The organism is Streptomyces hygroscopicus subsp. hygroscopicus (assembly GCF_001553455.1).
In the GTDB taxonomy this organism is placed as follows: Bacteria; Actinomycetota; Actinomycetes; order Streptomycetales; family Streptomycetaceae; genus Streptomyces; species Streptomyces hygroscopicus.
Genome location: NZ_BBOX01000277.1, coordinates 1 through 3,137, shown reverse-complemented (window position 1 = coordinate 3,137; position 3,137 = coordinate 1). Strand labels below are relative to the sequence as shown.

Here is a 3,137-nt window from a genome sequence, read left to right as displayed (position 1 = left end):
CGAGGGCGGCGTTGGCCACCATGAACAGGCTGGCGCCGGATTGCCGGGCGAGGTCCTCCAGCCGGGTGTGCAGGTCGGCGGACCACTCGAAGGAGACCGTGTCTCCCTCGTAGGAGGCGATCGGCGGGTAGGGGCGGTCGGTGGGCAGGGAGACCCGGTCCGGCAATCCCGCCAGGGTCTGCTTCCAGTACTCGACCTGTGCGGAGATCTCGCTGTGGGGGTCTTCGATGTCGCCCAGGAGGTCGCGTTGCCACAGCGTGTAGTCCGCGTACTGCACCGGCAGCTCGGTCCAGCCTGGCTCCTGCCCGGTACAGCGCGCCTGGTAGGCGGTGCTCACATCGCGCCAGAGCGGGCGTAGCGACCATCCGTCACCCGCGATGTGGTGGACCACGAGCACCAGGGTGTGCTCTTCCGCGCTGACGCGGAGCAGCTGCGCCCACAGCGGGATGTCCGTCTCGAGGTCGAAGGTGTGGCGGGCGGCCGTGGCCAGTGCCGTGTCCAGTTCGGAGGCGTCGACCGTGGTGACGGTCAGCTGGGGCCGGGCCTCCCGTACCGGCAGGATCCGCTGGAGCGGTACACCGTCGATGTCCGGGAAGACGGTCCGCAGGCTTTCGTGGCGTGCGACGACGTCGGCGAGTGCCATCTCCAGCGCCGGGATGTCCACCTGTCCGGTTAGCCGCAGGGCGAGTGGCATGTTGTAGGTGGGGGAGGGGCCTTCGAGGCGGTGCAGGAACCACAGGCGGGCCTGTGCGAAGGACAGTGGGATGGTGTCGGGTCGCTGGGCCGGTACGAGAGCGGTGCGGGCCGCACCGGCTCCGCTGACCTGGTGTGCCAGTCCCGCCACGGTGGGTGTTTCGAACAGGGTGCGGACGCCGAGTTCGACGCCGAAGGTGGTGCGTATGCGTGCGATCAGGCGGGTGGCGAGCAGGGAGTGTCCGCCCAGGTCGAAGAAGTTGTCCTCGGCTCCGACGTCGGTCAGGCCGAGTACTTCGGCGAACAGGCCGCACAGGATCTCTTCCGCCGGTGTGCGCGGTGCGCGTGAGATGGTCCCGGCCGTGTAGTCGGGTGTGGGGAGTGCGCGGCGGTCGAGTTTGCCGTTGACGGTCAGGGGGAGTTGGTCCAGCACCATGACGGCTGAGGGGACCATGTACTCCGGCAGCCGGTCGGCGGCGAAGGAGCGGAGCGCGGCTGCGGTGGGTGTCCCGGTGTCGCTGGGGATGACGTAGGCGACCAGCCGTTTGTGGCCGGGGCGGTCCTCGTGGGCGATGACGACCGCTTGGGTCACAGTGGGGTGGTCGGTGAGGACGGAGGCGATCTCGTCGGGTTCGATGCGGAAGCCGCGGATCTTGACCTGGTCGTCGGCGCGTCCGAGGTATTCCAGCTGGCCGTCGGCGCGCCAGCGGACCATGTCTCCGGTCCGGTACATCCGGGCGCCCGTACCACCCGGGGCGAACGGGTCGGCGATGAAGCGTGATGCGGTCAGGCCCGGTCGGCCCAGGTAGCCGCGGGCCACGCCCGCGCCCGCGAGGTACAGCTCGCCGGGTACACCCACCGGTACCGGCTGCAGCCCGGCGTCCAGGACGTAGACATTGGTGCCCTGGATGGGGCGGCCGATGGGGGGAAGGGAGGCGTCGGTGCCGGACAGGGGTGGGCTCATCGTGGCGCAGACGGTGGATTCGGTGGGTCCGTAGGCGTTGAGCATCTGTCGGCCTGGCGCCCATTGTGCTGCGAGTTCGGGTGGGCATGCCTCGCCTGCGACGATGAGGTGGGTGAGGGTGGGCAGGTGTTCGTGGGGGACGGCGGCGAGTGTGCTGGGGGTGAGTGTGGCGTGGGTGACGCCGTACTGGGCCATGGTCTCCGCCAGTCCGGCGCCGGGCAGGAGCCGCTGGGCGTCGGCCATGACGAGTGTCGCCCCCGAGCCCAGCGCCATCCACAGTTCCCAGAACGCTGCGTCGAAGCTGGGTGAGGCGAATTGGAGGACGCGGTTGTTCTCCGCCAGGGTGAGGGTGTTGATCTGGGTGGCAACCATGTGGGCGGTGCCGGTGTGGGAGACGGTGACGCCTTTGGGGGTGCCGGTGGAGCCGGAGGTGTAGATCACATAGGCGGGGTTGTGGGGGTGAGGGGGTGTGTGCGGTCGGTGTCGGTGAGGGGGGCCGGGTTCTGTTCGGTCAGGCGGTGGGTGGTTTTGGGTGCGTCGAATTCCACGGTGGTCAGTGGCTGGTCGTGGAAGACCGGACGCAGGGCGGTGGTGGTCACGGCCAGTGCCGGGGCGGCGTCCTGGAGCATGAACTCCACGCGCTCGGCCGGATACTCGGGGTCGATGGGCAGGTAGGCGGCGCCGGTTTTGAGGACGGCGAGGATGGCCACGATGAGGTCGATGGAGCGGGGGAGGGCCAGGGCGACGATGCGTTCGGGTCCGGCGCCCTCGGCGATGAGCAGTCGGGCCAGCCGGTTGGACGCCGCGTCCAGTTCCGCGTAGGTGAGGGTACGGTCGCCGAATACCACGGCGGTGGCCTCGGGGACCCGCTCCACCTGCCGCGCGAACAAGTCCGTAACCGGGACCGCGTTGCCACGGACATCGGGCTCCGTGAGGGTATTCCATTCCACCAGGACGCGCTGACGCTCGGCGGGCTCCAGCAGGTCGATCGTGCCGACCCGGCGGTCCGGGTCCGCCGCGACCGCCTCCAGCAGCCGCTCCAGCCGGTCCACCAACGACATCACCGTCGACCGGTCGAAGACATCCGCGCTGAACTCCACGACGCCTTCGATGCCACCGTTGGGCTCGGCCTCCGTACGGCGTTCGGTCATGCTGAAGAGCAGGTCCATGCGTGCCGTGCCGGTCGTGATCGGACACGGCCGCACGTCAAGCCCGGGCATGTCGTAGTCGCTCTGCGCGGTGTTCTGCCAGGCGAGCATGACCTGGAAGAGCGGCTGGTGCGCCAGCGAGCGTACCGGGTTGAGGATCTGCACCAGGTGTTCGAGGGGCACGTCCTGGTGGGCGTAGGCGTCGAGGCTGCGTTCGCGTACCTGGTTAAGGAGGTTGCGGAAGGTGGGGTCGCCGGAGGTGTCGGTGCGCAGGACGAGGGTGTTGACGAAGAATCCGACGAGGTCGTCGAGTGCTTGGTCGGTGCGGCCTG

The 3,137-nt window shown here is 69.2% G+C and carries 1 pseudogene; it reads right to left on the bottom strand.

Annotated elements, in window-relative coordinates:
* Positions 1-3,137: pseudogene (locus tag AXW62_RS26335) on the bottom strand (amino acid adenylation domain-containing protein); the annotation flags it as partial.